This is a genomic window from Actinophytocola glycyrrhizae, from assembly GCF_042653545.1.
GTDB classification, from domain to species: Bacteria; Actinomycetota; Actinomycetes; order Mycobacteriales; family Pseudonocardiaceae; genus Actinophytocola; species Actinophytocola glycyrrhizae.
This window is the reverse complement of record NZ_JBHSIS010000020.1, coordinates 164589-185157: the sequence shown is the minus strand read 5'-3', so window position 1 is coordinate 185157 and position 20569 is coordinate 164589. Positions and strand designations below refer to the sequence as shown.

The 20569-nt window shown below is 71.8% G+C and carries 20 protein-coding genes; 10 read left to right on the top strand and 10 right to left on the bottom strand.

The features are described 5' to 3' along the window. Nucleotides 1–53: 53 nt before the first annotated feature. Entirely contained in the window at nucleotides 54–419 is a 366-nt protein-coding gene (paaI, locus tag ACFPCV_RS29060) for a hydroxyphenylacetyl-CoA thioesterase PaaI (RefSeq protein WP_378060042.1), read from the top strand. Nucleotides 420–432: 13 nt separating this feature from the next. Here paaI and ACFPCV_RS29055 read toward each other — a convergent pair whose 3' ends face one another. Beyond that, nucleotides 433–1038 carry a hypothetical protein gene (locus ACFPCV_RS29055; protein WP_378059560.1) on the bottom strand — a complete coding sequence of 202 codons (606 nt, stop codon included), beginning with the start codon at nucleotides 1036–1038 and terminating at the stop codon, nucleotides 433–435. Nucleotides 1039–1069: 31 nt separating this feature from the next. Between ACFPCV_RS29055 and ACFPCV_RS29050 the strand changes: the two genes are divergently transcribed. Further along, a complete protein-coding gene (locus ACFPCV_RS29050) occupies nucleotides 1070–1525 on the top strand; it encodes a peroxiredoxin (protein WP_378059559.1) in 456 nt (151 codons plus the stop codon). A gap of 80 nt (nucleotides 1526–1605) precedes the next feature. On the opposite strand, the gene ACFPCV_RS29045 is transcribed toward ACFPCV_RS29050, so the two are convergent. The 3 genes from ACFPCV_RS29045 to ACFPCV_RS29035 form a co-directional block, all read right to left on the bottom strand. Beyond that, the gene (locus ACFPCV_RS29045; protein ID WP_378059558.1) at nucleotides 1606–2673 is read right to left on the bottom strand and encodes an LCP family protein; all 1068 of its coding nucleotides are present in this window, start codon (nucleotides 2671–2673) and stop codon (nucleotides 1606–1608) included. Nucleotides 2674–2953: 280 nt separating this feature from the next. Next, the gene (locus ACFPCV_RS29040; protein WP_378059557.1) at nucleotides 2954–3640 is read right to left on the bottom strand and encodes an alpha/beta fold hydrolase; all 687 of its coding nucleotides are present in this window, start codon (nucleotides 3638–3640) and stop codon (nucleotides 2954–2956) included. Next, on the bottom strand, nucleotides 3637–4416 hold the full coding sequence (locus ACFPCV_RS29035; protein ID WP_378059556.1) for a TetR/AcrR family transcriptional regulator: 780 nt from the start codon (nucleotides 4414–4416) through the stop codon (nucleotides 3637–3639). Before ACFPCV_RS29035 ends, ACFPCV_RS29040 begins: the two co-directional genes overlap by 4 nt. Before the next feature lie 62 nt (nucleotides 4417–4478). Between ACFPCV_RS29035 and ACFPCV_RS29030 the strand changes: the two genes are divergently transcribed. From ACFPCV_RS29030 to ACFPCV_RS29020, 3 genes are all read left to right on the top strand, one after another. After that, nucleotides 4479–5336 (top strand): SDR family oxidoreductase, encoded by an 858-nt coding sequence (locus ACFPCV_RS29030; RefSeq protein ID WP_378059555.1) that lies wholly within the window; start codon nucleotides 4479–4481, stop codon nucleotides 5334–5336. Between the two features lie 10 nt (nucleotides 5337–5346). Then, on the top strand, nucleotides 5347–5913 hold the full coding sequence (locus tag ACFPCV_RS29025) for a nucleotidyltransferase family protein (protein ID WP_378059554.1): 567 nt from the start codon (nucleotides 5347–5349) through the stop codon (nucleotides 5911–5913). 88 nt (nucleotides 5914–6001) lie between these two features. Further along, nucleotides 6002–6334 (top strand): DUF1801 domain-containing protein, encoded by a 333-nt coding sequence (locus tag ACFPCV_RS29020; protein ID WP_378059553.1) that lies wholly within the window; start codon nucleotides 6002–6004, stop codon nucleotides 6332–6334. A 3-nt stretch (nucleotides 6335–6337) separates the two neighbouring features. Here the strand turns inward: ACFPCV_RS29020 and ACFPCV_RS29015 are convergent, their stop codons facing one another. Next, complete coding sequence (locus ACFPCV_RS29015; RefSeq protein WP_378059552.1) at nucleotides 6338–8212, bottom strand: ABC transporter ATP-binding protein; 1875 nt, start codon at nucleotides 8210–8212, stop codon at nucleotides 6338–6340. Between the two features lie 158 nt (nucleotides 8213–8370). Between ACFPCV_RS29015 and ACFPCV_RS29010 the strand changes: the two genes are divergently transcribed. Then, nucleotides 8371–9723, top strand: a complete 1353-nt coding sequence (locus ACFPCV_RS29010) for a glycosyltransferase 87 family protein (protein ID WP_378059551.1) — start codon at nucleotides 8371–8373, stop codon at nucleotides 9721–9723. Between the two features lie 6 nt (nucleotides 9724–9729). On the opposite strand, the gene ACFPCV_RS29005 is transcribed toward ACFPCV_RS29010, so the two are convergent. Together ACFPCV_RS29005 and ACFPCV_RS29000 are read right to left on the bottom strand one after the other, a co-directional pair. Continuing rightward, complete coding sequence (locus ACFPCV_RS29005; protein WP_133909271.1) at nucleotides 9730–9939, bottom strand: helix-turn-helix domain-containing protein; 210 nt, start codon at nucleotides 9937–9939, stop codon at nucleotides 9730–9732. 140 nt (nucleotides 9940–10079) lie between these two features. After that, a complete protein-coding gene (locus ACFPCV_RS29000) occupies nucleotides 10080–11711 on the bottom strand; it encodes an ABC-F family ATP-binding cassette domain-containing protein (RefSeq protein ID WP_378059550.1) in 1632 nt (543 codons plus the stop codon). 456 nt (nucleotides 11712–12167) lie between these two features. Here ACFPCV_RS29000 and ACFPCV_RS28995 point away from each other — a divergent pair, with 456 nt between their 5' ends. Continuing rightward, nucleotides 12168–12932 carry an SDR family oxidoreductase gene (locus ACFPCV_RS28995; protein WP_378059549.1) on the top strand — a complete coding sequence of 255 codons (765 nt, stop codon included), beginning with the start codon at nucleotides 12168–12170 and terminating at the stop codon, nucleotides 12930–12932. Between the two features lie 217 nt (nucleotides 12933–13149). Here ACFPCV_RS28995 and ACFPCV_RS28990 read toward each other — a convergent pair whose 3' ends face one another. Next, nucleotides 13150–13581, bottom strand: coding sequence for a type II toxin-antitoxin system Rv0910 family toxin (locus tag ACFPCV_RS28990; protein WP_378059548.1), 432 nt, complete (start codon nucleotides 13579–13581; stop codon nucleotides 13150–13152). A 118-nt stretch (nucleotides 13582–13699) separates the two neighbouring features. On the opposite strand from ACFPCV_RS28990, the gene ACFPCV_RS28985 reads away from it, so the two are divergent. Beyond that, nucleotides 13700–14590 (top strand): hypothetical protein, encoded by an 891-nt coding sequence (locus ACFPCV_RS28985; RefSeq protein WP_378059547.1) that lies wholly within the window; start codon nucleotides 13700–13702, stop codon nucleotides 14588–14590. A 52-nt stretch (nucleotides 14591–14642) separates the two neighbouring features. Here ACFPCV_RS28985 and ACFPCV_RS28980 read toward each other — a convergent pair whose 3' ends face one another. Both ACFPCV_RS28980 and ACFPCV_RS28975 read right to left on the bottom strand, forming a co-directional pair. After that, nucleotides 14643–17381 (bottom strand): S8 family serine peptidase, encoded by a 2739-nt coding sequence (locus tag ACFPCV_RS28980; RefSeq protein ID WP_378059546.1) that lies wholly within the window; start codon nucleotides 17379–17381, stop codon nucleotides 14643–14645. Between the two features lie 217 nt (nucleotides 17382–17598). Continuing rightward, a complete protein-coding gene (locus ACFPCV_RS28975) occupies nucleotides 17599–19164 on the bottom strand; it encodes a deoxyguanosinetriphosphate triphosphohydrolase family protein (protein ID WP_378059545.1) in 1566 nt (521 codons plus the stop codon). 35 nt (nucleotides 19165–19199) lie between these two features. Between ACFPCV_RS28975 and ACFPCV_RS28970 the strand changes: the two genes are divergently transcribed. Both ACFPCV_RS28970 and ACFPCV_RS28965 read left to right on the top strand, forming a co-directional pair. Further along, nucleotides 19200–20234: a lycopene cyclase family protein gene (locus ACFPCV_RS28970; protein WP_378059544.1), complete on the top strand. Its 1035-nt coding sequence runs from the start codon at nucleotides 19200–19202 to the stop codon at nucleotides 20232–20234. Further along, complete coding sequence (locus ACFPCV_RS28965) at nucleotides 20231–20551, top strand: CUE domain-containing protein (protein ID WP_378059543.1); 321 nt, start codon at nucleotides 20231–20233, stop codon at nucleotides 20549–20551. Before ACFPCV_RS28970 ends, ACFPCV_RS28965 begins: the two co-directional genes overlap by 4 nt. The last annotated feature ends 18 nt before the right edge of the window (nucleotides 20552–20569 follow it).

Sequence of the window (20569 nt, the reverse complement as noted above, 5' to 3'; positions counted from 1 at the left end):
ACCGAACAGAACCTGGAGGACCCCACGTGCCGGTGCCGGAGTCAGTGCGCAGAATGCTCGACGACGACCTGGCATCCCGGTCGCTGGGCATCACCATCACCGACGCGGGCCCCGGCCACGCCACGGTCCGCATGACGATCACCGACACCATGGTCAACGGCCACGCCCTGGCCCACGGCGGCTACGTCTTCCTGCTGGCCGACACGGCGTTCGCGTGCGCGTGCAACAGCCACGGCCCGGTCACCGTCGCCGCGGGCGCCGACATCACCTTCGTGACCCCGGCCCACCTCGGCGACGAACTGACCGCCCGCGCGGCGGAACGCGTCACCTACGGCCGCAGCGGCATCTACGACGTCACGGTGACCCGAGGCGACGAGGTGGTAGCCGAGTTCCGCGGCCGCAGCCGCGTGGTGCGCTGAACCCGGCCGGACCTCACCTGATCGCGAGGAACACGACACCGCCCACGACCGGCCCGAGGACCGTACCGACCACGACCTGCGCCACGGTGTGATCCTCGACGACCACGCGGGACCAGCCCACCAGCACCAGCGCGGGCAGCGACAGCAGGTACCACGGCCCGTACAGCAGCACGACCGTCGCGAGCGCGCCGCCCGCGACCGTGGCGTGCACGGACACCTTCCACCACCTGGTGATGACGAGGCACGCCAGTAGCGTGACGACCATCGACCAGGCCAGCGCCAGCACGTCGCGCGGCGCGCTGCCCGCGAGCATCACCACGAGCCCGGCGACCGTCGACACGAGGATCAGCAGGAACGGCACCAGCCTGCGTTCACGCTCCCGCACCCAGTGCCCGTCCCAACGGCCGCCCCTGGCCCCGCGCACCACGATCGCCATGGGGATCGCGGCGTAGAACACGGTCACCAGCAGCCCCCAGCCGAGGGTCGCGACGACGTCGTGCGCGGTGGCGTGCCACGCGACGGCGAACGACAGCAGCGGCACGACCACGGCGGGTGAGAGCACCTCGGTGACCGCGCGCGCGACCCGGAGCGGCAGACTGGAAGAGACCGTCGTGTCCACGCACCAATACTCGCAGGGCGAAGGAGCACCGATGAAGGTCGGGGAACTGGCACCGGACTTCGAGCTGCCGGACCAGACCGGCACGACCCGCGCACTGCGGGAGTTCCTCGAGACCGGCCCGGTGGTCCTCTTCTTCTACCCGGCCGCGATGACCAGGGGCTGCACCGCGGAGAGCTGCCACTTCCGGGACCTGGCCGCCGAGTTCGCCGAGGTCGGCGCGCACCGGGTCGGGATCAGCCCGGACGCGCCCGCCAAACAGGCCGAGTTCAGCGAGAAGCACGGGTTCGACTACCCGCTCCTGTCCGACGCCGACGGCGCGGTGGCTTCGCGGTTCGGGGTGCGGCGCAGCTTCGGCCCGCTGCTCACGCGCAGGCAGACGTTCGTGATCGACACCGACCGCAAGGTGATCGAGGTGATCAGGAGCGAGCTGCGGATGGCCGTCCACGCCGACCGCGCGCTCGCGGTCCTGCGCACCCACGCGGCCTGAGACAAGGGGAGCCGCCCGGTATCCCGAATGACGAGTGCCCTGAACGCGCCTTTCAGGGCATTGCTGATGCCCTCCACCGACTAGTTGGAGATGACGTCCGGCGGGATCGGGGTGTCCTCGCGAAGCGCGTCGAACAGTTGCTGCGACTTGCCGGGGTCCCAGTTGCGGGCGCTCGGGTCGGTCACCGGCACCGTGGTCGTCACCGTGCTGCCGTCGGAGATGCCGCTCATCGCGAACCCGAGGCTCGCGAGGTGCCACAGGTGGTCCTCCTCGTCGACGGTCAGCGCGTCGGTCATCTCGCCGATGACGGGGAACAGCGTGAACGGGTTCAGCAGCGTCCCGGGACTCGCGACCTCCCCTGCCAGCGCGCCGATGAACTTGCGCTGGTTGACGATCCGGTCGAGGTCCGACCGGGGGGTGGCGTCCGATTTCCGCATGCGCACGAACGCCAGTGCCTGCACGCCGTCCAGCTCCTGAACACCCGCGGGGATGGTGACGCCGGTCTCCCTGTCGTGCATCTCCTGGGGGATGTCGATCTCGACCCCGCCGACCGCGTCCACGATGCCCGCGAACCCGAGGAAGCTGATCTCCGCGTAGTGGTCGATCCGCAGGCCGGTGTTGGCCTCGACGGTCTTCACAAGCAGCGGCGCGCCACCCGTCGCGTACACGGCGTTGATCTGCTTGGTGCCGTGGCCGGGGACCTCCACCCGCGAGTCACGGGGCAGCGACAGCAACGTCGCGGGCGTGTCGTTGTCCGGGATGTGCGCGACCATGATCGTGTCGGTGAGCTTGCTGGTCGGGTCGCCGGTGTTGTACTTGGCCTTCTCCTCCTCGGTCAGGCCCGCACGGCTGTCCGAGCCGACGATCAGCCAGTTGGTGCCCGCGGCGGCGGCCGGGCGGCCGGGGTAGTCCTCGATGGCCGCGATGCGGTTCAGCGAGGTGTCCATCCAGAAGAACCCGACACCCAGCAGCAGGAGCAGCACCAGGAACGTGATGCCGATCCGGCGACCCCAGCGGGGGCGGCGGCGTGGTCTGCGCGGCGGTGGCGGTGGGTAGCCCCGGTCACCGGCCGGTGGCGGCGGCTGGCGGTAGTCGTCCCGCCGCGGTGGCGGAGCGTTCGGCGGCTCCTGGCCGGGCAGCGGCAGCATCCGGGTCTGGTGGTACGCCGGCTTGCGGCTACCGCCCTGCGGTGGCCCGTAGCCAGGGCCGCGACCCTGCCCTGGCCGTGGACCCTGGCCAGGCCGACGTGGCGGCGGCTGATAGCTCACGACGCCCCCTCGCGGGCTCCGGGGCGCCGCTCGCGGTCGCCCTGCATTCTCTGGTTCACTCCGCAAGCTCCGCTCACAACCCCACCCTTCCGTTTCGAAACAAGACGTGGGGACCCGCACCCAGGTTGCGCAACACGGAGCACACCGTACGAGACGGTGATCAAACGGGCACACGGAGTCCGGCAGGCGCGGGTTTCGCCAGTGCCTCGGCGATCTCGCGGTCTACCTCGGCGACGCCCAGCACCCCGAGTGTGAACCGCCTGACCAGCCGCGTCCATTCGCGGTACCGGCGCAGCAGCGCGTGGCCCTCGCCGAGGACGACGACCCTGGCCACCGCGCCGGTCACCTCCTTGGCCCGCTCCGCGTAGGTGTAGGACAGCGCTGGGTCGGTCATCCGGTCGCGGTCGCCGTGCGCGATGAGGACCGTACGGTCCGCCAGCTGCGCGACCGGTTCGCCCTCCGGGGTCCACGGCGCGAGCGCGCACACACCGGCCACGGCGGGGTCGTCCGCGACCCGCAGCGCGACCCGGCCGCCCATGGAGTGCCCGACGAGCACCACCGGCACGTCCAGGTAGGCATCGCGGAGCCGGTCGAGTGCCCAGCGCGCGTCGGCGACCGGGTCGAGCGCGGGCGCGTTCCAGCCGCGGGTGCGGTTGCACAGCTGCCACACCGCGACACCGGGTGCGCGTCCCAGGTCCCGCGCGAACGGGATCATCCGCACGTAGGCGGGCTGCCAGGGCGCGGCGGGCGCAGTGGAGGTCTCCTGGCCGCCGTGGAGCACGAGCACCGCACCGGCGACCCCCGTACCACGCGCACCCAGCCTGTGCAGCCGAGGTTCCGCCCTCACGCGCCACTCCCCTTGTCCACGAACGCCTCGATCCCGTCCAGCACGCGTTCGAGCCCGAACTCGAACTCGTCCTCCCAGCTCAGCCCGTCGTCGCGCCACACGGCGGCGAGCACGGGGAACCGTTCGGCGTCCAGGTGCTCGTCGAGCAGCGGCGCGAAGGTCCGCCAGAACTGCTCGTCGGACACCCCGGAGCGCTGCTCGGCCCGCGTGTCGTCGGCGAGCTGGCGAGCACGGCCCTGCACGTAGCTGACCACGAGCCCGACCACGGCCATCATCTGCCCGTTCGTGAGACCGATGCCGGCGACCATGCGCAGCACGGCGTCCAGCGCCGCGGTCTGGTTCGGGCCCATCATGCCGCGCGACACCGACGCCGCCAGCAGCCACGGATGCCGCCGGTAGCCCGCGAGGCTCCTGCGGGCGAACGCGGTGAGGCCGGCGCGCCAGCCCGCCGGGTCCGGTTCCGGTGGCCCGTCCTCGCCCATCACCGTGTCCAGCATCAGCTCGAACAGCTCGGCCTTGCCGGGCAGGTAGCGGTAGAGCGACATGGTGCCCACCCCGAGCGCGTCGGCGACGCGGCGCATCGACACGGCGCCGAGACCTTCCGCGTCGGCGATCGCGATCGCCGACGCCACGATCGCCGGCACCGTCATGCCTGGTTTTCGGCCCCGGGCCGGCGCGGGCTTGGTCCCCCACAGCAGCGCCATGGTCTCGGCCGACGCGGCACCCCCGCCGAAGCTCGCGGCCGGGTTCTCCTCGGTGGTCTCGTCGGTCGTCATGGTGCCGCCATCGTAGATGCTACTGTTTATGCGTACGGTGTACCCACTTTTGAGGGAGTGTCATGAAGGTGTTGGTGACCGGCGCGACCGGTCATGTGGGGCGGCACGTGGTCGCGCAGCTCGCCGAGGCCGGGCACGAGGTGCGGGCGATGACGAGGACCCCGGCGACGGCGGCGTTCCCGGCCGGTGTCGAGGTCGTGCACGGTGACCTGCTGGCGCCGGAGTCGGTGCCGGTCGACGGGGTCGAGCGGATGTACCTGTTCCCCGAGCCGAGGACCGCGACCGAGGTGGTCGGGCGGGCGAAGGCGGCCGGAGTGACGCGGATCGTGACGCTGTCGTCCGGCGCGGTGACCGGCGGGTTCGACACCGACTTCCAGCTGCCGGTCGAGCAGGCCGTCGAGGCGTCCGGGCTGGAGTACACGCACCTCCGGCCGGGCGACTTCGCGTCGAACACGGAACGGCTGTGGGGCCCGATGATCCGCGCCGGCCGGGTGGTCCGCTACGCGCAGCCGGACGCGCCGAGCCTCGCCATCCACGACGGCGACATCGCGGCGGTCGCGGTGGCCGCGCTGGTCGGGGACGGGCACAGCGGCCGCTGGTACGACCTGACCGGCCCGGAGCTGCTGACCAGGCGCGAGCAGGTCGCCGCGATCGGCGCCGCGCTCAGCGAGGAGGTGCGGTTCGAGGAGGTCAGCGCGGAGGAGGCCCGCGCGGTCCTTGAGCGGCAGGGCGGCTGGGCCGCGGAGAACGCCGGGTTCCTGCTGGGGTTCGAGGAGTACTCGGCGGGCGGCACGTCGTTCGACGAGGTCGACTGGGAGGCGGAGCTGGTGCCGCTGCCGACGGTCGATGAGGTGCTCGGGCGGCCCGCGCGGACCTACGCCCAGTGGGCAAGGGACAACGTGTCCGCGTTCCGGGCCTAGGCTTGGCTGTGTGACGGTTGCCGGTTTGCTGCTCGCCGCGGGCGCCGGGCGGCGGTACGGGATGCCCAAGGCGTTGGTGCGCCACGACGGGCGGCTCTTCGTCGAGCGCGCGGCCGACGTGCTGCACACGGGCGGCTGCGTGCCGGTGGTGGTCGTGCTCGGTGCGCTGGCGGCCGACGTGCGCAGCACGGCCGCGCTGTCCGGAGCGTCCCTCGTGGACAACCCGGACTGGGCCGAGGGCATGGGTTCCTCGTTGCGGGCAGGGCTTTCCACGCTCGCGGCGACGGACAGCGACGCGGTCGTGGTGCTGCCGGTGGACACCCCCGGCGTGACGGCGGCGGCGGTCGCCCGGTTCGTGGCGCTGGCCTCGCCGACCGCGCTGGCCCGCGCCACGTACGGCGGCGCACCGGGCCACCCGGTGCTGATCGGGCGGGACCGGTGGGCCGCGGTGTCCGAGCTGGCGACCGGCGACGCGGGCGCGCGGCCCTACCTGGCACGGCACGAGGTGACGGCGGTGCCCTGCGAGGACGTGGCCAGCGGCGCGGACGTGGACCGGCCGGAAGACCTGCCGGGCTGAAAACCCCTGGTCACGGACCTTCGGTCGCCGTCGTGCCGGTACCCGCCGGTAGCGTGGTTCGACGATGCCGACCGGAAGGAGCGATGACATGACCGTCGACGAGTGGCTGACCGAGCATCCCGGCGCGCTCCCGCTCACGGACCTGGTGCGGAGCACGGCCACGCTCGACGAGGACGTCAAGTGGAACCGCCTCACCTTCACGGCGAACGGCGACTGGCACCACTGGGTGTGCGCGGTCGCCGCCACCCGCACGGCGGTGAACCTGGTGTTCCACAAGGGTTCGCTGCTCGCGGACCCGGCCGGCCTGCTCACCGGTGACGGCAAGTACACCCGTCAGGTGCCCGCCGCGCGGGCGCTCGCCGCGCCGGGCGACGTGGCGGCCCTGGTGCGCGACGCGCTCACGCACCAGACCGACATGTAGAGGTCAGGCCGCCGTGGGCTGGTTCGCGAACTGGGTGCGGTACAGCTCGGCGTAGCGGCCACCCGCGGCCAGCAGCGTGTCGTGGTCGCCGCGTTCGACGATCCGGCCCGCCTCGACCACCAGGATCTGGTCGGCGGCCCTGACGGTCGACAGCCGGTGCGCGATCACGATGGCGGTCCGGTCGGCCAGCGCGTCGGCCAGCGCCTCCTGCACCGCCACCTCCGACTCGGAGTCCAGGTGCGCGGTCGCCTCGTCGAGGATCACCACCTTCGGCGACGCCAGCAGCAGCCGCGCGATCGTGAGCCGCTGCCGTTCACCGCCCGACAGGCGGTAGCCACGCTCCCCCACCACGGTCTCCAGGCCGTCGGGGAGGCTCCGCACCAGGTCGGCCAGCCGGGCGCGGCGCAGCGCGGCCCACAGCTCGTCCTCGGTCGCCGACGGTCTGGGGTACAGCAGGTTCGCGCGGATCGTGTCGTGGAACAGGTGCCCGTCCTGCGTCACGACGCCGACGGTGTCGCGCAACGCGTCGAACGACAGCTCCCTAACGTCCACATCGGACAGCCGGACAGCACCTGCCGACACGTCGTACAACCGGGGCACCAGCGACGCGATCGTCGACTTGCCCGCGCCGGACGAGCCGACCAGTGCGACCATCTCGCCGGCCTCCGCGCGGAAACCGACGCCGTGCAGGACCTCCTCGCCGCCGCGCTTGTCCAGCACCGCCACCTCCTCCAGCGAGGCGAGTGACACCTGGTCCGGCGCCGGGTAGGCGAAGCGCACGTCGTCGAACTCGACGGAGACACCGGAGGCACCGCCGGAGGGCACCGGCCGCGCGTCGGCCTTCTCGGCGATCATCGGCTTCAGGTCGAGCACCTCGAAGACCCGCTCGAACGACACCAGCGCGGTCATCACGTCCACGCGCACGTTCGCCAGCGCGGTCAACGGCGTGTACAACCTGGTCAGCAGCAACGCCAGTGCCACGACCGTGCCCGGCGCGAGTGCGCCCGTGATCGCCAGGTACCCGCCAAGCCCGTACACCAGTGCCTGCGCGAGCGCCGACACCAGCGTCAGGCTCGTCATGAACCAGCGCGTCAGCATGGCCGACCGCACACCGATGTCCCGCACCCGGGCCGCGCGTCCGGAGAACTCCTCGAGTTCCACCCTGGGGTACCCGAACAGCTTCACGAGCGTCGCGCCCGGCGCGGAGAACCGCTCGGTCATCTGGGTGGTCATCGACGCGTTCAGCGTCGATGACTCGCGCTGCAGTTCGGCCATCCGCCGCCCCATCCGCCGCGCGGGCAGCACGAAGATCGGCAGCAGCACCAGCGCCAGCAGCGTCACCCGCCACGACAGCGTCATCATCACGGCGACCGACAGCACCAGCTGGATCACGTTGGTCACGAGCCCGGCGAGCGTGGACGTGAACGCCCGCTGCGCGCCCATCACGTCGTTGTTGAGCCGCGACACGAGCGCGCCGGTGCGGGTCCTGGCGAAGAACGCGACCGGCATCCGCTGCACGTGCCCGAACACCGCGCGCCGCAGGTCGTAGATCAGGCCCTCGCCGATGCGGGAGGACTGCCACCGCTCGGCCAGCCCCAGCCCGGCGTCGGCGACCGCCACGCCCGCGATCGCCACCGCCAGCCACACGACGGTCGACACGGCACCGCCGCCGACGATCGCGTTGACGACCTGCCCGGCGAGCAGCGGCGTGCTCACCGCCAGGACCGCCGAGACCATCGTCAGCGCCAGGAACACCACGAGCTTGCCCCGGTGCGGGCCCGCGAACCCGTACACGCGCCGGATCGTGCCCTTCTTCAGCCCTTTCGGCGCGTCCTTCGCGTGCATGGCGCCGCGCATCAGCGTCCAGCCGTTGTCCACGTGCACCCTCCTCTGCCCAGTGACGGCAACGCCGGTGGTGGTCGGCGCCTTCCCGGTTACCCGGAGAGCGAACACGTCGGCGCCAGTGTCCTACGCCGGGCTCCGGCCGTCGAGATGCCGCCGGAGGTCCGGCGGCGAAGACTGGGTAGCCTGCCCGCGTGGAGCGGACCTGTCGTCGAGCATTGCGTCTCGACCTGCTCTTCTACGGCGTCAGCCTGGTCTTCGCCGCGGGCAACGCGGTGTTCTCCGAGTTCTACGGCTACCGCGTCTGGGGCAACTTCGCGACGGCGGGCTACCTGGTGGCCGTCGCGCTGACCACAGCCCAGCTGGTCTCCCGCACCGGTCTGTCAGGAGCGTCGAGGACGGCCGCGCGGTGGCTGTGGTCGCGCTGGACGCCGGTCGTGGTCGTCGCGCTCCTCGCGGGCGTGGTGCCGCTGCTCGTGCTGATCTTCCGCCGCGATCCCGCCTTCGTGTGGGGGGACTGGCCGTGGTCGTTCCCCGCGCAGCCCGAGGTGTGGGTGGTCGAGCGGTCCGCGAGCCTGCTGCTCGAGAGCGGCACGCCGTACCCGGACCTGGGAGCGCTCGGCAGGGCACCGCACCCCGACGACTACACGCCCTACGGCCCGGCCATGACCGTCTTCGGCCTGCCGCGCGCGTTGTTCGGCGACGGGCCGTTCACCGACTCGCGCGTCGCGTTCGCGGTGGTCACCGTGCTGGTGATCGTGCTGGCGCTGAAGGTCATGCGGTGGCCGCGCGTGCCGGTACTGGCCGCGCAGCTCGCCGCGATCAGCCCGCTGACGCTGCTCACGCTGGTGGTCGCGGGTGACGACGTCCCCGTGATCGCGCTGATCGTCCTCGCCGCCGCGCTCGCGTTCCGCGCCGGTCCCGCGTGGGCGGGGATCGTGATCGCCGTGGTCATCACCATGAAGCTCACGGCGTTGCCCGCCCTCGCGGTCCTGGCCGTCGCGATCGCCGCGACCCGCGGGGCCCGCGCGATGTTGATCTTCTTTGGTACAGTGATCACCACGACGGCGGCGCTGGTGATCCCGGTGCTGTCAGTCGACCCCCAGTCGTTCGTCGAGCACGTGGTCCTCTACCCGGCCGGGCTCGGCGAGGCGGGTTCACCCGCTGCGAGTCCGTTGCCGGGACACCTGCTAGCGCAACTCGGATCGGTCGGGCACGCCGTGTCGCTCGCCCTGCTCGCACTGGCGGCAGGCGCGATCGCGACATGGCTGGTGATCCGCCCGCCCCGCGACCCCGCGGACGTCATGCTGCGTACCGCGGTGGGCCTGGGGACGGCGATCATCCTCGCGCCCGCCACGCGCTGGGGTTACCTCGTGTACCCACTGGCGATGCTGGGAGCGCTGCTCGGTTTCTCCGCTGCGAGGCGGCAGGAGGTGCCCGGGACGCCCGCGGGTCCGACCGGTGACCACGCCAGACCCCCAGACAGTGCCCCTGAGACTGACGACGACCCGGTCGCGAGCCCCGACACCCGCGGCATCCAAGCCTGACCCCGGCTACTTCTTCTTCGTTCGCGTTGCGCCGCCTCGGCCGCGCAACGTCACCCCGGATTCCGACAGGACGCGGTGCACGAAACCGTACGACCGCCCCGTCGACTCGGCCAGGGCACGAATGCTGGCACCCTTCTCGTACTTCTTCTTGAGATCGGCTGCCAGTTTGTCGCGCGTACTGCCGGTGATCCGCGCGCCCTTCTTCAGATCAGCCACGTCGTCCGCCTTCCGTAGCGTGTCACGGAGGTTTAGTGGAACACCTGCCGTGGCAATGATCGAACACGAGCGCGCGGAATGCCAGGCGAGATCCAAAATACCTATGAAATCAGTCACGCCTCACCGGGATGGCGCAATGGTCAGGCCAGCTGAACGAGCTCCAGATAGTCCGCTGACCAGTGATCTTCCGTGCCGTCGGGCAGGAGGATCACCCGCTCCGGCTCCAGTGCCTCGACCGCGCCTGGGTCGTGAGTGACGAGCACGACAGCGCCCGTATATCCGCGCAGCGCCTCCAGAACGCGTTCGCGGGAGGCCGGGTCGAGGTTGTTCGTCGGCTCGTCGAGCAGCAGCACGTTGGCGGCGCTCGACACCAGCCCGGCCAGCGCGAGCCTCGTCTTCTCGCCACCGGACAGCGTGCCCGCCGGCTGGTCGAGCTGCTCGCCGGTGAACAGGAAGGTGCCGAGCAGCGACCGCAGCTGCTGTTCCGGGGTGTCGGGTGCGGCGTGCCGGACGTTCGACCACACCGACGCGTCGTGGTCGAGCGTCTCGTGTTCCTGGGCGTAGTAGCCGATCCGCAGGCCGTGGCCGGGGACCACCTCGCCCGCGTCGGCCTCCTCCATGCCGCCGAGCAGCCGCAGCAGCGTGGTCTTGCCCGCACCGTTGAGGCCGAGCACGACGACCCGGGAGCCGCGGTCGATGGCGAGGTCGACCCCGGAGAAGATCTCCAGCGAGCCGTAGGACTTCGACAGACCTTCCGCCTGGAGCGGGGTCTTGCCACACGGCGCGGGCTCGGGGAAGCGGATCCGCGCGACCTTGTCGGCCTGCCGGACCTCGTCGAGACCGGACAGCAGCCGCTCCGCCCGCTTCATCATGTTCTGCGCGGCGACGGCCTTGGTCGCCTTCGCCCGCATCTTGTCGGCCTGCGCCTGCAGCGCCCCCGCCTTCTTCTCGGCGTTGGCGCGCTCGCGGCGGCGGCGCTTCTCGTCGGCCGCGCGGGCGTCGAGGTAGCGCTGCCAGGTCATGTTGTAGACGTCGACCTCGCCTCGGGTGGCGTCGAGGAACCACACCTTGTTGACCACGTCGGCGAGCAACTCGACGTCGTGGCTGATCACGACGAGCCCACCGTTGTGGCCCTTGAGGAAGCCGCGCAGCCAGTTGATCGAGTCGGCGTCGAGGTGGTTGGTCGGCTCGTCCAGCAGCAGCGTGGTGCCGGAGCCGCCGCTGCCCGCGCCTGCCTCGGTGGCGGCGAACAGGATGCGGGCCAGCTCGACCCGGCGGCGCTGGCCACCGGAGAGCGTGCCGACCTGCTGGGCGAGCACGCGGTCGGCGAGGCCGAGGTTCGCGCAGATCCGCGCGGCCTCGCTCTCCGCTGCGTAGCCGCCGAGCGCGGCGAACCGCTCCTCGAGGCGGCCGTAGCGGCGGACGGCCTTGTCGCGGGTGCTGTCGTCGGCGTGCTCGGACATCTCCGACTGCGCCTTCTCCATCTCGCGCAGCAGCTCGTCGAGGCCACGGGCGGACAGGACGCGGTCCTTGGCGGTGACGGACAGGTTGCCCTCGCGCGGGTCCTGCGGCAGGTAGCCGATCTCGCCGGAGCGGCGCAGGTCGCCCGCGTAGGGCTCGCCTTCGCCCGCGAGGACGCGCAGGGACGTGGTCTTGCCCGCGCCGTTGCGGCCGACGAGGCCGATCCGGTCGCCTGCCTGCACGCGCAGGGTGGCGTCGGAGAGCAGGATGCGGGTACCGGCACGCAGTTCGAGGTCAGTCGCGGTGATCATGTTTCGGAAACTCCGGGAAAGTGGGTCGTGGGCAGGCCTGGTCTGCCCGCCGGTCGTGACCAGCGGGCCCGCCCGCCACCTAGGCCGTACGGATCACCACGCCCTCGACTATACGTGCCGAGGACAACCCGGTTCCGCCCGCACTCAAACCCAACCCACCAAACCCCGCGAGTCCCCCGTTCAGAACCCGCGAGTCCCCCGTTCAGGACCGGTGAGTTCCCCCTTCAGGACCAGTGAGTTGACGGTTCGCGCGCGGTCGCTCACGTCCCGAACCGGGAACTCGCGGGTCCCGAACCGGGGACTCGCGGGTCCCGAACCGGGGACTCGCGGGTTCCGAACGGGGGACTCGCGGGGTTTGGGCTGGGGCTCGGGGAGGGGTGGTTGGTGGTGTCGGGTTGGCCGTGGATCGGGGTGTGCCTCTCGCGCGCTAAGCGGTCGCTTAGCTAGGGTCGGGCCATGACACCGGACTTCAAGGGAAAGGTCGCGCTGGTCACCGGAGCCAGCCGCGGCATCGGGCACGCCATCGCCGTGGAACTGGCACGGGGCGGTGCGGCGGTGACGATCTCCTCGCGCAAGCCCGACCAGATCGCGGCCGCGGCCGACGAGCTGCGCGGTCTCGTGCCTGGCGCGCGGGTGCTGGCGGTACCGGCCAACACCGGCAACGACGACGAGCGGGCCGAGGTCGTGCGCCGCACGGTCGAGGAGTTCGGCTCGCTCGACGTGCTGATCAACAACACCGGCATCAACCCGACCTACGGCCCGCTGGCCGACGCGGACCTCGGTGCGGTGCGCAAGCTGTTCGACGTGAACGTCGTCGGCGCGCTCGGCTACGTGCAGCTGGCGCTCAAGGCGTGGATGGCGGAGCACGGCGGGTCGATCGTGAACATCGCGTCGGTCGCCGGTCTGCGGTCCTCCGGGGTCATCGCCGCGTACGGCGCGAGCAAGGCCGCGCTGATCCGCCTCACCGAGGAGCTCGCCTGGCAGCTCGGCCCTGGGGTGCGGGTGAACGCGGTCGCGCCCGCGGTGGTGAAGACGAAGTTCGCCGAGGCGCTGTACAGCGCCGACGAGGAGGCCGCGGCCGCGCGGTACCCGATGCGTCGGCTCGGTGACCCGGCCGACGTGGCGCAGCTCGTGGCGTTCCTCGCGTCCGACCAGGCGTCGTGGATCACCGGCGAGACCGTGCGGGTGGACGGCGGGATGCTCGCGACCGGCTCGCTCTAGGTCCTTGTCATGGGCGCGGGGGCGGCGGCGCCGGAGCGGGCGGGACGGTGCCGCGGCCTGCGCGCCCGCGGAGTGCGGTTCCGCCGGCGGTGGCGTGGCGGCGGCCGGGCCCGGCGCTGTGGTCGGCTCGGCCGTCGGCTGGTGGCAGGCGGGCGGCGGGGCTGGTTTGTCGGTCATGCCGCCAGGATGCGCGAGGAAACCGTGCACGCCCTGCGAATCACCTGACGAGATCCGCCAGCGCCGCGACCGAGCGGCGCACGTCCGCGCGAACCGCCCTGCCGATGGCCATGCCGACCGGGCCGAAGACGGGGCGACCGGTCACCTCCGCGTCGACGGTCACCGTCGACCCGGCCCCGCTCTCCTGGATGGCGAGGGTGAGGGCCACGTGCACGCCCCCGACGCCGCGGCCCCTGATCCTCATCGCGGACGGGGGCGTGTAGGAATCGACCTGCCAGCTGACCCGGTTGCGCAGCCCCATCACCTTCACCACCGACGTGAGCGACGTGCCCTTCGCGATCTCGGCGGGCAGCTCCCCCCGCCAGCCGTCGTGGAGGGTCATCCACTCGTCGAAGCGGGTCAGGTCCGAAGCCACCGCCCACGTGCGCGACGGGGAGGCGGGCACGGTGACGGTCGCGTTGACTTTCGGCACGTCGCAGAGCCTATGCCCCATCGGCCGGGATGGCTGCCCTTGTGGGCGCCCAAGCGCCGTACCGCCGCCGGCGGATTTCCCAACACTGGAGGACAACCCAGCAGAGAGGTGATCCACAATGGCCGCGCCCAGGATCAAACAGATGTTCTTCCAGACCGAGGGCGAGGGTTTCGCCCACGAGCACGGTGAGGCGAACTCCGCCGAGAAGGTCTACGTGTACCTGGAGCTCGAGAACGACGACGTCAACGAGACCGGGCCGTTCGGTGTCACGTTCACCGCGGGCGGGGAGATCGTCAGCGGCGCGACGCACCAGAGCATGTCCGCGGGCTCCACCGACGAGGAGTGGTTCACCGCCGGTCCGCTCGCCGAGGGCCAGCAGGAGCTGACGCTCACGCTCGAGGCGGAGGACGCGGCGGGCTACGCGTGGGACGAGCCGGTCGTGGCGGCGAGCCTGTGGGTCACCGTCGTCCCCGCACGCCGCAGCGCCATCCCCGACGACTCCGAGCACAGCCGGGACTGGGCGTACGTGAACATCATCGTCAACGCAGACAACTTCCTCGAGAAGCCGTTGCGGGGCGGTCGTTTCTACGCCCGCATCACCGACTCGGAGGGCAAGACCGCGGCGCACGACGGCGATGTCGACGAGGGCATCCTGGCCATCCCCGGCGTGTGGGCGCCGAAGCGGGACGCGACGCTCACCCTGTACGTGGACGCGCTGCACGGCGACGACTACCTGCGGCTGGAGGGCTCCGGTGACTTCGCCGTCACCGGTGACGCCGTCAAGTTCCGCGCCGCGCAGGGGTTCCAGGACATCACGGTGACCGCGTCGGACTCCGAGACCGCCGCGCACAAGGCAGGTGTGAAGGGCAGCGCCGGCATCGAGTGGAAGATCATCAAGATCGGCGCGGAGGCGTCCTCGGAGACCTCGGAGAGCCGCACCACCGGCCACAGTCAGGAGTGGACGATCCGCGTCCCCAAGGACAACCTCAAGCTCACCCAGGTGCAGTAGACGAGGCCGCCCGCCGGCAGAGCACCGGCGGGCGGCCGAATCGAGAACCGGTCTACACGTAACCGTTGAGGTGCAACGAGACCGCGCGGACCGAACCGGTGTCGGCGTTCGCCCGGTCCTGCACCAGCAGCGTCCACGTGCCATCCGCCGGCGCACCGATCAGCGCGTCGATGGACGTCGTCGGGCGCCACGTGCCGGTGAACGGCGCACGGGCCGAGGTGACCGACGAGAACGCCGCGTCGGCGGAGTCGTCGAACACGACCTGGCACATGTTCTGGCCGTTGGAACCGTTGCGGCTGAACAGCGTCGCGGTCGCCCCGCTCGGCGAGGTCAGCGTCCCGACCAGGTCACCGACGTAGGTGTGGGCGATGCCCACCGTCGTCGAACCCGTCGTGGTGTCGCACGTCGTGCCGTCGATCGACAGCGCGACCTTCGACGCCCTGCCGAAGTCGGCCACCGGCAGCTGCACCGTCGCGCCGACCGTGCTGTTGTCGGGGATCGCCACCGGCGCACCGGCGTAGGCGAACGTCACCGTCTCGTCCGACGGCTGACCCACCCCCACCGAGAACGTCGACGTGCGCGGCGACAGCACACCCGCGAAGGTCACCCTGGTGGCGAACTGGACCGGCACCCCGACCTCGTGCGTCGTCGGCACGGCGATCGTGTAGTCCTTCACCACGGTCTCGCCACGCGGGATCGTGCCGTAGGACTGGGCGCGCGGGGTGACGGTCACGCCGGGGGTGGTGGTGGTCAGCACGACGCTCGTGGAGACCGCGGTGCCGTCACCGATGTTGGTCACCGGCAACGAGAGCGTCGCGGTGTCCCCCGGTCGCAGGTACTCGCCGCCCGACCCCGGCGTCACCTTCGGCGGCTCCGCGACCGCGAGCGGCTGCGGGCTGGCGCCGGTGTAGCCGAGCACCCGGTCGGCGAGGATCACGCCGTGCCCGGCGCGGTCGTCCACACCCGGCTCACCGATGTCGATCGCCGTGCTGGTCAGCGCGGCACGCACCTCCGCCGGGTCGATGCCCGGGTTGCCGGAGAGCACGAGGCCCGCGATGGCCGCCGCGTGCGGGGCCGCCGCGGAGGTGCCGTAGAACGTCGCGAAGCCGTCGACGCTGGTGCTCACACCGTCCGCGGCGGTGATGTCCGGCTTCTGCCGCACCTCGCCACCCGCGATGGGCGTGCCGTCGGCCTCGAAGAACACCTTGCGCGGGCCGTCGGAGGTGAACCGCTCGAGCTTCGAGGTGGCGTCGTAGGCGCCCGGGTACGGGCCTGCCGGGTTGGCCGGGTCACCGGTCTCCAGGTCGAACGGCAGCGGGTCCTTGGCGGGCGCGGCGGCCACCGAGTACGCCTCGCGCGCGGCGGAGTGGCCGAACGTGACACCCGGGGTCGCGAACGCCTTCAGCGTCGCCTGATCGGAGAACCGGCCGCCAAGCGCCGACAGCGAGAGGTACGTGTCCGCACCGGTGAACTTCACGACCGCGAGCCGCATCCCGGCGCCGCCGAACAGCGGGGTCTGCACCCGCTCGTACGGGTCCTGGACACCGGTCTGGTAGTTCTGGCTCTGCGACAGGATGTTGCCTGCCGAGTCCAGCAGGTACAGGTCGTAGTCGTTGGCGGAGGCGTCCTGCGGGTCGGCCCAGTTCAGGATCACGGGGACGTTCGCGGACTCGCTCGACAGCGGGTTGAAGATCTGCGTGCCGGGGCCGGGGTCGAAGTCGTGGGCGTAGCCCGCGACCTTGCCGACGACCTGCCCGGAGTTGACGTACTGGCCCTCCCAGTGGCCGGACGTGCCGTCCACGACGTTGCCCTGGTTGCCCGCCGAGGAGAAGAACAGCGCGCCGTCGGCGGTCACGTCGTTGACGGCCTGGGCGATGATGCCGTCCTGGAAGTACGGCTCGGCGAAGTAGATGACGTCGTCGACGATGATGTCGCAGTCCAGGTCGAAGCGGAGCGCGCGGATGTTGTCCGCGAAGCTCGCGTCGCCGTTGAACGCCGTCGCGAAGCCCAGCTCCGCGCCGGGGGCCACGTCGTGGATGATCTCGAGCATCGCGGTGCCCTCGTCGCCCGCTCCGGCCTCGCCGGTCACGACGTCGACCGAGGGCAGCTCCCCTGCCGCCTGTGACGTGGCGAGCGAATCGATGCCGTCGGACAGCGCGCAGATCTTGACGCCGATGCCGGTGACCCCGATGTCGGCGCGCGCGGTGTCGGCGTTGTGCGCCCGGTTGCCCTCACTGTCGATGGCGCCCGCGCGGGCGGTCAGCGCCTCGCGCGTGTTCTGCTCGATCCGCGCCGCCTTCTCGTCCTTGGACTCCGGCTTGCGCTTGTCGTTCCGGTCGACCTCGCGGGCGGTCATGAAGTCGCCGGCTTCCTCGACCATCCGGACGTCCTTGCGCGCCGCGATCGCGTTGACCGCGGACAGCGGGACCTCGGCACGGACGGTGCCGTGCCGCTGCGACACCGACTTCACCCCGGCACCCGCCTTGGCGAGGCCGGAGAGCAGCCCGTCGCTCACGGTGGCCCGGATGTCGACCAGCACCCTGCCGGCCGCGGTGGTCTCGACCCCGTTGTCCAGCAACGGAACCGCGCTGCTCGTCGCCCGGCTCCTGTTCATCCGCTGCGCCAGCACCAGCTTCGAGTCCACTTTGGTCTCGGCGGCGGTCAGGTTCTTCTTGATGTTCTGGAGCGCGGCGATCTGGTTGGCCGCGTTCTTCTCGGCGGAGATCTTCTGGTCCTCGGGCGGCGGCGCGGCCGCGGCCGGACTGGCGAGTCCCACCACCGCCAGCAGCACCGCGGCGCCGGTCAGGAGGCCTCGTGATCTTCGAGATGCGTGTGCAGGTAAACGCACGGATGTCCTCCGCGAAATGCCTGGCCGTGCCCCGACTCACGACGCCCAGTACCGGGTGCCCCCCGGCCGGACCCAACGTATGGTCAGAAGCTTTCCGACACAGCGGCCATTCGGCCCAACCACACTCCACGTGTGGTAACAGTTGCCTTGCGTATGCGACTTACAGGACGAAGGCGTCGGACCAGGGCTGTGCGCTGCGCCCGGTCAGGGCGTCGAGCAGTGTCGCGGCCTGACTGTCCGTGAGGGACGCGACGAAATCGATCACAGCCCGTCCCCTTGCCAGTTCCCGGATTCCGTGCTCGCCCCGGGGTGGCTCGCCGGTCGCTCCGACCAAAGTGGAGATATCGGTCGCGGCGAGCGCGCGGTACTCCGTCTCGGCCAGCTCGACGAGGTCGGTCAACCGCCTCGGCAGCCGGTTCGCCTCGTGCCGGTCGCCGAGCCACTGCTCCAGCGCCTCGACGAGCGAGGTCAGCAGCGTGGCCTGACCTCGCTGGTGCAGCGCCAGATCCGGCCGCAGCAACACGAACCGGCGGTGCACGAACTTCAGCACCTGCACCTCGTGCCACTGCGCGGGCGCCAGCATGACGTGCCCGGAGCGGGTGGGCGGGTCCAGCACGACGCTCATGCCGTCGACGAGCCGCACGGTCCACACGGAAGAGAACCGCGCGACCGCCTCCTCCGCCTCCGCCGAGCCGTCGAACGGGGTGTCGAGCATGCCGTCGACGAGTTCGGTGCGGACCCTGGAGACCGCGGCGACGAACGCGTCGTCGTCGACCACCCACGCGTCGCGCCGGTGCATGCGGCGGCGGAGCTGTTCGAGTGAGTGGCCGGGGCGCCGGGCCTGCGCCGCGAGGGTCTCGTCGGCGAGTCCCGCCAGTTCGAGCGCGTCGGAAAGCCAGTGGCCCAGCTCGGCCGCGACCGGGGCGTGCTGCAGCACGCCGATGCGGTGGAAGTCCTCCAGGTCGTGGATGGCGTAGGCGATGTCGTCCGCGGTGTCCATCACCGACGCCTCGACGGTCTGCTGCCAGCTCGCGAGCCGCCCCGCGTACGCGGCCCGCGACTGCGCCATGTCGTCGAGCTCGGTGACGTAGACCGAGAACTTGCTCGACCCGGTGCCCGGCTCCTCGACGGGTTCCGACGCGCCGCGCGGCGGCGACGACATGTGCCTCGGGTGCGGGTCGGGGTGGGACAGCCGGGTCCACGGGTACTTGAGCATGGCCGCGCGGACCGCGGCGGTGAGGTCGATCCCGATGGCGCTGGGGCCGCCGGTGTCGGTGGTGGTGACGATCCGCAGGCTCTGCGCGTTGCCCTCGAACCCGTCCGGCAGGCTGAACCGGTGCCGGGCGAGGCGGTCGAGCACCTGCTCACCGAGGTGCCCGAACGGCGGGTGGCCGAGGTCGTGGGCGAGCCCGGCGGCCTCCGCGACGTCGGGGTCGCAGCCGCCGAGCTTGTCGATCAGTGGCGCGAACACGGGGTCGGCGCGGAGGCGTTCCGCGATGGCGCGGGCGACCTGGGCGACCTTGAGGCTGTGGGTCAGGCGGTTGTGGAGCAGGCCGGAGCCGGACGCGCTGACGACCTGGGTGACCCCGCCGAGCCGCGCGAAGAACGGTGACGCGACCACCCGGTCCCGGTCGACCCGGTACGGGCTCGCCGCGAGGTCGCCGGATCCCGGTCCGGCGGACCGCTCCGAACGACGTGCCTCCCTGGGGTCGACCTGATCAGCCATGCGGATGACCATAGCCGTCCCTGTGGTGGGATCCGGTGGTGGCGGATGTGGTCGTGGCCGGTGGCGGGCCCTCGGGGTGGGCGCTGGCCTCGGCGTGCGCGCGGCGCGGGCTGGCCGTCACGCTCGTCGCGCCTGGTCACCGGTGGCGGGCCACCTACGGGCTGTGGGCCGACGAGGTGTCCGTGTTACCGCCGGGGTCGCGCTGGGTCACCACCCGCGTACGGGGTGGCGGGCTGGTGCTGCCGCGTGCGTACGCGGTGCTGGACAACGACTCGGTGCTGGCCGCGTGCGCGCATCCCGGCATCGAGGTGGTCCGGGCGCGGGTGACCGCGCTGACCGCCACGTCGGCGGCGTTGACGACCGGCGAGGTGTGCCACGGCATGGTGTTCGACGCGACCGGCGCGCGGCGCGGAGGTGCCGAGCAGACCGCGTACGGGGTGGTCGTCGAGGAGCAGCACGAGGCCGTCTTCATGGACTGGACGCCGCCGCCCGGCCATATCGACGGGCCAGCCACGTTCCTGTACGCGGTCCCGCTGCCGGACGGCCGGATGCTCCTGGAGGAGACGTGCCTCGCCGGCGCACCCGGCCTCGGGTTCGCCGAGCTGCGGGACCGTCTCCACGCGCGGGTGGGCGAGGTGACCGGCCCGGTCGAGCGGGTCCGCTTCCCCGTCGACGTCCCGCCGCCGCCCCAGCGGGGCCGCGGCGCCGTGCCGTTCGGCGCCGCCGCCGGGCTGGTCCACCCGGCCACCGGGTTCTCGGTCGCCGACGCGTTCCGCCTCGCCCCCGCCGTCGCCGACACCATCGGGCGAGGTCGACGCGCGGTGCGGCGTGTCATCTGGCCGTGGCGGGCGCGGCTCGTGTACCGGTTGCGGCGGCGCGGTCTGGCGACCCTGCTGAACCTCACCACCGCCGAGCACGAGGAGTTCTTCGACCTGTTCTTCGCGTTGCCCGCCCGGCACCAGCGCGCCTACCTGTCCGGGCGCGCGGATCCGGCAGGCACCGCGGCCGCCATGGCCGCGCTGTTCCGCGCCGCCCCACCCCACCTCCGCCGGAAGATGACCGCCCCATGACACGTACCAAGCTCCTCGCCAAGATCCGGCAGGTCTTCCCCGGCCACGACCCCGAGGACGTCCAGCGCGTGCTCGACGAGTACGCCGGGCCGGAGCGCCTGCGGGTCCATCTCGCGATCCTGAAGCTCTGCGACGAGGACCGGCGCGACTCGCCACGCCACTACGTCGACAGCGCCTGCCAGGACCACCGCGACGTGCTCGCGTGGGCCGAGTCGCCGCAGCAGCTGCGCCCGGACTGGTTCTCACTCTCGGTGACCGAGCGGGCGAAGGTCGCGAAAGCCGACCGGCAGCAGTACGCACGCTGGCTGGCGAGGTAGCCCGGCCGGCCAAGCGGG

What these genes read in the sequence shown, in the direction of transcription:
- paaI (WP_378060042.1), top strand. Translation starts at nt 54, where the DNA reads ATGCTCGACGACGACCTGGCATCCCGGTCGCTGGGCATCACCATCACC.
- ACFPCV_RS29050 (WP_378059559.1), top strand. Translation starts at nt 1,070, where the DNA reads ATGAAGGTCGGGGAACTGGCACCGGACTTCGAGCTGCCGGACCAGACC.
- ACFPCV_RS29045 (WP_378059558.1), bottom strand. Translation starts at nt 2,673, where the DNA reads ATGCTGCCGCTGCCCGGCCAGGAGCCGCCGAACGCTCCGCCACCGCGG.
- ACFPCV_RS29035 (WP_378059556.1), bottom strand. Translation starts at nt 4,416, where the DNA reads ATGACGACCGACGAGACCACCGAGGAGAACCCGGCCGCGAGCTTCGGC.
- ACFPCV_RS29030 (WP_378059555.1), top strand. Translation starts at nt 4,479, where the DNA reads ATGAAGGTGTTGGTGACCGGCGCGACCGGTCATGTGGGGCGGCACGTG.
- ACFPCV_RS29020 (WP_378059553.1), top strand. Translation starts at nt 6,002, where the DNA reads ATGACCGTCGACGAGTGGCTGACCGAGCATCCCGGCGCGCTCCCGCTC.
- ACFPCV_RS29000 (WP_378059550.1), bottom strand. Translation starts at nt 11,711, where the DNA reads ATGATCACCGCGACTGACCTCGAACTGCGTGCCGGTACCCGCATCCTG.
- ACFPCV_RS28995 (WP_378059549.1), top strand. Translation starts at nt 12,168, where the DNA reads ATGACACCGGACTTCAAGGGAAAGGTCGCGCTGGTCACCGGAGCCAGC.
- ACFPCV_RS28985 (WP_378059547.1), top strand. Translation starts at nt 13,700, where the DNA reads ATGGCCGCGCCCAGGATCAAACAGATGTTCTTCCAGACCGAGGGCGAG.
- ACFPCV_RS28975 (WP_378059545.1), bottom strand. Translation starts at nt 19,164, where the DNA reads ATGGCTGATCAGGTCGACCCCAGGGAGGCACGTCGTTCGGAGCGGTCC.
- ACFPCV_RS28965 (WP_378059543.1), top strand. Translation starts at nt 20,231, where the DNA reads ATGACACGTACCAAGCTCCTCGCCAAGATCCGGCAGGTCTTCCCCGGC.